Origin of the sequence: Mycobacterium sp. UM_Kg1, assembly GCF_000972925.1 — a bacterium.
Lineage (GTDB): Bacteria > Actinomycetota > Actinomycetes > Mycobacteriales > Mycobacteriaceae > Mycobacterium > Mycobacterium hiberniae.
In genome coordinates, this window is the sequence record NZ_JRMK01000179.1 from 1 (window position 1) to 6,849 (window position 6,849).

At 69.7% G+C, this 6,849-nt stretch carries 7 protein-coding genes; all 7 read right to left on the reverse strand.

Annotated elements, in window-relative coordinates; translation table 11 throughout:
- Window positions 1-85 precede the first annotated feature (85 nt).
- Window positions 86-1,063 (reverse strand): DNA-binding protein WhiA, encoded by a 978-nt coding sequence (gene whiA / locus LI92_RS18875; RefSeq protein ID WP_109560890.1) that lies wholly within the window; start codon window positions 1,061-1,063, stop codon window positions 86-88.
- Window positions 1,060-2,100 (reverse strand): uridine diphosphate-N-acetylglucosamine-binding protein YvcK, encoded by a 1,041-nt coding sequence (gene yvcK, locus LI92_RS18880; protein WP_192830091.1) that lies wholly within the window; start codon window positions 2,098-2,100, stop codon window positions 1,060-1,062. Before yvcK ends, whiA begins: the two co-directional genes overlap by 4 nt.
- Window positions 2,101-2,191: 91 nt before the next feature.
- Window positions 2,192-3,127: an RNase adapter RapZ gene (gene rapZ, locus LI92_RS18885; RefSeq protein ID WP_046321682.1), complete on the reverse strand. Its 936-nt coding sequence runs from the start codon at window positions 3,125-3,127 to the stop codon at window positions 2,192-2,194.
- Window positions 3,124-5,085 (reverse strand): excinuclease ABC subunit UvrC, encoded by a 1,962-nt coding sequence (gene uvrC, locus LI92_RS18890; protein WP_046321684.1) that lies wholly within the window; start codon window positions 5,083-5,085, stop codon window positions 3,124-3,126. The genes rapZ and uvrC overlap by 4 nt, the downstream gene beginning before the upstream one ends.
- Window positions 5,086-5,148: 63 nt before the next feature.
- A complete protein-coding gene (locus tag LI92_RS18895; protein ID WP_046321689.1) occupies window positions 5,149-5,583 on the reverse strand; it encodes a PH domain-containing protein in 435 nt (144 codons plus the stop codon).
- Window positions 5,584-5,633: 50 nt separating this feature from the next.
- Window positions 5,634-6,116, reverse strand: a complete 483-nt coding sequence (ribH, locus tag LI92_RS18900) for a 6,7-dimethyl-8-ribityllumazine synthase (protein ID WP_046321685.1) — start codon at window positions 6,114-6,116, stop codon at window positions 5,634-5,636.
- Window positions 6,117-6,849 (reverse strand): GTP cyclohydrolase II (ribA, locus tag LI92_RS18905; RefSeq protein WP_046321687.1); only part of this gene is annotated, 733 nt, incomplete at its 5' end. It lies immediately after the preceding gene.

Sequence of the window (6,849 nt, forward strand, 5' to 3'; positions counted from 1 at the left end):
GCGTTCTTCAGCAGCTCGCACTTCACTCGGAGGTCTTCGTCATGTCACCACGCCACGCCGTACCCAACGTCCGTGGTCAGTACAGCTAGGCGTCTTCGAGCAGTTCGGGGGTGACCGCGGACTCGGTGTCGGGAATGCCGTCCTGCTTGGCCTTGCGGTCAGCCATCGACAGCAGCCGCCGGATGCGCCCCGCCACCGCGTCTTTGGTCATCGGCGGGTCGGCCAGCCGGCCCAGTTCCTCCAGCGAGGCCTGTCGGTGCTCGACCCGCAGCCGGCCGGCCGAGGCCAGGTGCTCGGGCACGGTGTCGCCGAGGATCGCCAGCGCCCGTTCCACGCGTGCCGCCGCCGCCACCGCCGCCCGCGCGGAACGGCGCAGGTTGGCGTCATCGAAGTTGGCCAGCCGGTTGGCGGTCGCACGCACCTCGCGGCGAATCCGGCGCTCCTCCCAGACCAGCCGCGTGTCCTGGGCGCCCATCCGGGTCAGCAGCGCCCCGATCGCCTCACCGTCGCGAACCACCACGCGGTCGGCGCCGCGCACCTCGCGGGCCTTGGCGGTGACGCCGAGCCGGCGCGCCGCACCGACCAGCGCCAGCGCGGCCTCGGGACCCGGGCAGCCGACCTCCAGCGCCGACGAGCGGCCCGGTTCGGTCAGTGAGCCGTGTGCCAAAAACGCGCCCCGCCAGGCAGCTTCGGCGTCGGCGACGCTGCCGCCGACGACCTGGGCGGGCAGGCCGCGCACCGGGCGCCCGCGCAGATCCAACAGCCCGGTCTGGCGGGCCAGCGCCTCACCGTCCTTGGTCACCCGCAGCACATAGCGGGTGCTCTTGCGCATTCCGCTGGCCGACAGCACGTGCACGATCGCGTTGTAGCCGTACAGGTCGAAGATGTCCTTGCGCAGCCGCCGCGCGATGACGCCCAGGTCCACCTCGGCCTCGACCACCACCCGGCCCGCCACGATGTGCAGGCCGCCGGCGAAGCGCAGCAGCGCCGCGACCTCCGCGCGGCGGGCGCTCACCGAACTGACCACGAGACGGCTCAGCTCGTCCTTGACTTCGGCCGTCATCGCCACGACTTGTCACCTCCCGGCCCGAGCCCGCTCGGTCCACTCACGCCGGTTTGCCGGCCCCCGCCCTCGGACGGCATCGCCACCGGGGTCGGAACTGCCAACGTCGATGCGCTCCGAACCCCGTCCAGCGCCGCCGCCAACTTTCCTGGGTCATGTAAAGGTGTACCAGGTCGGGCGACGTCGACGAACCGAACCTCCGCCGCGAACAGGGTGGCGGCCCGCCGCAGCTGTTCGCGCTCGCGTTCGCTGGGCACCCGGCCTGCGTCGATGATGATGTGGTCCACGGTGAATCCCGGCGCATGCTGGGCCAGGACGTGCAGGTGGCGTTCCACGGAGAAGCCCGCGGTCTCCCCCGGTTCGGCCACCAGATTGAGCACCAGGGCGCGCCGGGCCGTGGTGGCCTGCAGCGCCGAGGCCAGACCGGGCACCAGCAGGTGCGGGATCACGCTGGTGAACCACGAACCGGGCCCGAGCACCACCAGATCCGCGGACATGATGGCGTCCACCGCTTGCCGGGTGGCCGGGGGGTTACCCGGCAGCAGCCGGACCCGGCGCACCTTGCCCGGGGTGGTCGCCACCGCCACCTGACCGCGGATCAGCCGGAACAGCCGCGGGTCGGCTTCCAGCCCCGACACGTCGGCCTCGATCTGCAGGGCGATCGGGCACATGGGCAACACCCTGCCCTTGACGCCCAGCATCCGGCCCAGCTCGTCGAGGGCCGCCACCGGGTCGGCGAGCACCTCGTTGAGACCGGCCAGCAGCAGGTTGCCTATCGGATGACCCGCCAGCGCGCCGCTGCCGCCGAAGCGGTGTTGCAGCACGGTCGCCCACAGCTGGCCCGTCGGGGTGTCGGAAGCCAGCGCCGCCAGTGCCATGCGCAGATCGCCGGGCGGAATCACGTCGAGCTCGCTGCGCAGCCTGCCCGAGGAGCCGCCGTCGTCGGCCACGGTGACCACCGCGGTGACGTGCGGGGTCAGCCGGCGGGCGGCCGACAGCGTCGCATACAGACCGTGTCCCCCGCCGAGCGCGACGATGCTCGGGTTGCCACGCGCGGGTTCAACGCTCACCGGCGCCGCTCCTGCTCATCGCTCCGCAAGCTCCGCTGTGCATCGTGGCCGGCGGGACTCATTCGCGGCCCAGATCCCGGTGCAGCACCCGTACCGACAGCGCGTCACCGGAATCCTGGGCGTCCAGCAGGCGCGCCAGGGCCTCGGCGATGGCGACACTGCGGTGCTTGCCGCCGGTGCACCCGATGGCCAGGGTCATATAACGCTTTCCCTCTCGTCGGTAGCCGCCGACCACCAGGGTCAGCAGCCGGTGGTAGCTCCTGAGGAACTCGTCGGCGCCCGGCTGGCTCAGCACGTAGTCGCGCACCGCCGGATGCTGCCCGGTGTGCCGGCGCAGTTCGTCGACCCAATGGGGGTTGGGCAAAAAGCGCACGTCCATAACCATGTCGGCGTCCATCGGCAGGCCGTACTTGAACCCGAAGGACTCGACGGTGATGGATGTCGGAGCGTTGACGGCGTCTCCACCGAACATCTCCTCGATGCTCTCCCGCAGTTCGCGAACGCTCAGCACCGAGGTGTCGATGACGAGGTCGGCGGCGGCGCGAACCGGCGCCAGCATGATCCGCTCGGCGGCGATGCCCTCGGTGAGGGTCTGGTCCCCCTGCAGCGGGTGACTGCGGCGGTTGTGTTCATAACGCCGGACCAGCACGTCGTCGCCGGCCTCCATGAACAGCACGCGGGGATTGATGCCGCGGGTGGCCAATTCGGTGCGGACCGAGTCCAGGTCCCCGGTGAATCCCGCCGAGCGCACGTCCATCACGACTGCCAGCTGAGTGATACGCGAGCCCGCCGCCAGGCCCAGGTCCACCATCCGGGTGATCAGGTCCGGGGGCAGGTTGTCAGCGACATACCAGCCCAGGTCCTCCAATACCTTCGCCGCGGTGCCGCGACCGGCGCCGGACAGTCCGGTCACCAGCACGACGTCGATTCCGGCGCCGTCGCCTGGGCCGGCGACGTCGCCCGCCCGCACGCCTTTCGGTGATTCCGTGGTCATCCCGACATCCGTTGCTGTTCAGCGGCGCCCGTCGCGCCGTCGGCTCCCAGTGCCTCGAGTACGGCCGCGGCGGTCGCCGCACCGATCCCCGGGATCGAGGTGAGTTCCTCGACGGTAGCCCGTTTGAGCCGGGCCACCGATCCGAAACGGGAGATCAGCACCTTGCGCCGGTGCTCGCCGAGCCCGGGCACCGAGTCCAGCACCGATTCGGTCATCCGCTTGGACCGCTTGCTGCGGTGGTAGGTGATGGCGAACCGGTGTGCCTCGTCGCGGATCCGCTGCAGCAGGTAGAGCCCTTCGCTCTGCCGGGGCAGGATGATCGGGTCCGGTTCGGAGGGCACCCACACCTCCTCGAGTCGTTTGGCCAGGCCGATGATCGCCACGTCGGTGATGCCGAGCTCGGCCAGCACCTCGGCGGCGGCATTGACCTGCGGCGCACCGCCGTCGACGACATAAAGATTCGGCGGGTAGGCAAATTTGCGGGACTTTCCTTCCGGAGCAAGGACTTCGGCGTCGTCCAAGTGTCGCCGGAACCGTCGCCGGGTGACCTCTGCGATCGAGGCCACATCGTCGGACCGGCCCTGACCTGCGGCCTCCCGGATCGCGAAGTGCCGGTAGTCGGACTTGCGCGGCAATCCGTCCTCGAACACCACCAGGGATCCGACCACGTCGGTGCCCTGCACGTGGCTGATGTCGACGCACTCGATGCGAAGTGGAGCGTCGGCCAGGCCCAGGGATTCCTGGATATTCTGCAGCGCAGCCGACCGTGCGGTGAAATCCCCGGCACGCTTCATCTTGTGTTGCTGCAGGGCATCTTTGGCGTTGCGCTCGACCGTCTCGGCCAGCACCCGCTTGTCGCCGCGCAGCGGCACCCGAAGCGAGACGCGCGAACCCCGCAGAGCGGACAGCCAACGGGTCAGCTCCTCGGCGTTGGTCGGCAGACAGGGCACCAGGACCTCGCGCGGTACCGGGTTGGTCGGCTCGTCGGCTGCGCCGTCCAGCTCCGCCTGATCGCCGTAGAACTGCGTCACGAACTGCTCGACCATGGCTTCGGATGAACTCTCGGGGTCGGCGGGGTCGCCGGGCTTCTCGACGATCCAGCCGCGCTGTCCGCGCACCCGCCCGCCGCGGACGTGAAACACCTGGACAGCCGCTTCGAGTTCGTCGTCGGCGAACGCCACCACGTCGGCGTCGGTGCCGTCGCCGAGCACCACGGCCTGCTTCTCCAGGGCCCGCCGCAGCGCCGCGACGTCGTCCCGCAGGCGTGCGGCCCGCTCGAAGTCGAGGGCGTCGGAGGCGGCCAGCATCTGCTGCTCAAGACTGCGCACGAGCCGGTCGGTCTTGCCGGCCAGGAAATCGCAGAAGTCGTCCACGATCCGCCGGTGCTCGGCAGCGCTGACCCGCCCGACGCACGGCGCGGAGCACTTGCCGATGTAGCCCAGCAGGCAGGGCCGGCCGATCTGCTGGTGGCGCTTGAACACCCCGGCCGAGCAGGTCCGGGCCGGGAAGACCCGCAGCAGCAGGTCCAGGGTTTCCCGGATCGCCCAGGCGTGCGAGTAGGGCCCGAAATAGCGCACGCCCTTGCGGCGGGGCCCGCGGTAGACCATCAGCCGGGGGTATTCCTCGTTCAAGGTGACCGCCAGCACGGGATAGGTCTTGTCGTCGCGGTAGCGGACGTTGAAGCGCGGATCGAACTCCTTGATCCAGTTGTATTCCAGCTGGAGTGCCTCGACTTCGGTGTTGACCACCGTCCACTCGACCTTGGCGGCGGTGGTCACCATCTGGCGCGTCCGCGGGTGCAGCCCGGCGATGTCGGCGAAATACGACGTCAGCCGTGGCCGCAGGCTTTTCGCCTTGCCCACGTAGATGACCCGGCCATGGGAGTCGACGAACCGGTAGACGCCGGGCGCGAGGGGAATGGAGCCGGGCGCCGGACGATAGGTCGCAGGGTCTGGCACGGTAACCAGGCTAGCGTGCGGCTTCTCCCCGCCGAGCAGACACAGAATCGCACTCGAAGAGGCTCAAGGGTGCGATTCTGTGTCTGCTCGCGGGGGTGACGGCCGGTAGCGCGCCATCAGAGCCCGCAGCGCCCGCATGGCCTCCACGGCGTGTTCCTTGTCGGCCGACTGGATGGCCACCAGGGGAATGTATTCGTCGTCGGGCAACTCCAGCCTGGCCCAGCGCTTGCCCGGTGGAAAAGTGACGCCCACCACCTGCGCCCAGGGAATCAACCGGTCGCCGAGGGCATTGCGCACCGACACCCCGGATTCGCCGACCCGGACGCGCGCCCGCGTCAACAGCAACAACGCCCCGGCCACGATGAGGCCCAGCACGACGACTGCCACCCGGTCGTAGGTGCGAAAGATCACCCCGCTGGCGCGGATCGTCAGCAACATGCTCACCACGACGTGGATCGTCACGATCAGGATCGCCACCGCCCAGATGCCGTAACGCATCACCCGCGGACGCACCTCGAGATCCCACTGCGGGGCCCCGGACTGGCGGGTCACGGCGCCGCGCGCAGCTCACGCAGGGTCAGCGCCGTACTGAGCGCTGCGGCCGCCGCCTGAGCGCCCTTGTCCTCGGTGGAATCCGGCAGTCCGGCGCGGTCCAGCGCCTGCTCCTCGTCGTTGACGGTGAGCACGCCGTTGGCCACCGGGGTGGCAGCATCCAACGAAACCCGGGTCAGGCCCTGCGTCACCGCGTCGCACACATAGTCGAAATGCGGTGTGGCGCCCCGGATCACCACACCCAGGGCTACTACCGCGTCGTGGTTGCGCGCCACTTCCTGCGCCACCACGGGGATCTCGATCGCGCCGAGCACCCGCACCACGGTCGGTTCGGGGATACCGGCGTCGGCGGCCACCTTGCGGGCCCCCGCCAGCAGCGCGTCACAGATACGGGTGTGCCAGGTACTGGCCACGATGGCCAGGCGCACGTCGGAGGCGTGGAGCGCCGGGATGTCCGGGACTCCTGCGGCTGGGCTCATCTACAGCGCTCCGCCGAATTCGCCGGGCAGCTGCGCGGCGTCGTCGAAGTCGTCGAGTCCGGTCAGGTCGTGACCCATCCTGTCGCGTTTGGTCAGCAGGTAGCGGATGTTCTCGGAGTTGGCGCGAACCGGCAGTGGCACGCGCTCGATGATATGCAGACCGTAACCGTCGAGCCCAACCCGCTTGGCCGGGTTATTGGTGAGCAGCCGCATCGAGCGAACGCCGAGATCGGTGAGGATCTGCGCCCCGATCCCGTAGTCGCGCGCGTCGGCCGGCAGCCCCAGTTTGAGGTTGGCGTCGACCGTGTCGTCACCGGCATCCTGCAGCTGGTAGGCCTGCAGTTTGTGCAGCAGGCCGATCCCGCGGCCCTCGTGCCCGCGCATGTAGAGCACCACCCCGCGACCCTCGTGCGCCACCATCGCCAGCGCGGCGTCCAGTTGCGGTCCGCAGTCGCAGCGCCGCGACCCGAACACATCACCGGTCAGACACTCCGAGTGGACACGAACGAGCACGTCGTCGCCGTCGTTGTCGGGTCCGGCGATCTCGCCGCGGACCAGCGCGACGTGTTCGACGTCCTCGTAGACACTGGTGTAACCGACCGCCCGGAACTCGCCGTGCCGGGTTGGGATACGGGCTTCGGCGACCCGCTCGATGTGCTTTTCGTGCTTGCGCCGCCACTCGATCATGTCGGCGATGGAGATCAGCGCCAGGCCGTGCTCGTCGGCGAAGACC

Excerpts from the sequence above, each read along its gene's own strand:
- LI92_RS18895 (WP_046321689.1), bottom strand. The coding sequence starts at position 5,583 with ATGCGTTACGGCATCTGGGCGGTGGCGATCCTGATCGTGACGATCCAC.
- whiA (WP_109560890.1), bottom strand. The coding sequence starts at position 1,063 with ATGACGGCCGAAGTCAAGGACGAGCTGAGCCGTCTCGTGGTCAGTTCG.
- ribH (WP_046321685.1), bottom strand. The coding sequence starts at position 6,116 with ATGAGCCCAGCCGCAGGAGTCCCGGACATCCCGGCGCTCCACGCCTCC.
- rapZ (WP_046321682.1), bottom strand. The coding sequence starts at position 3,127 with ATGACCACGGAATCACCGAAAGGCGTGCGGGCGGGCGACGTCGCCGGC.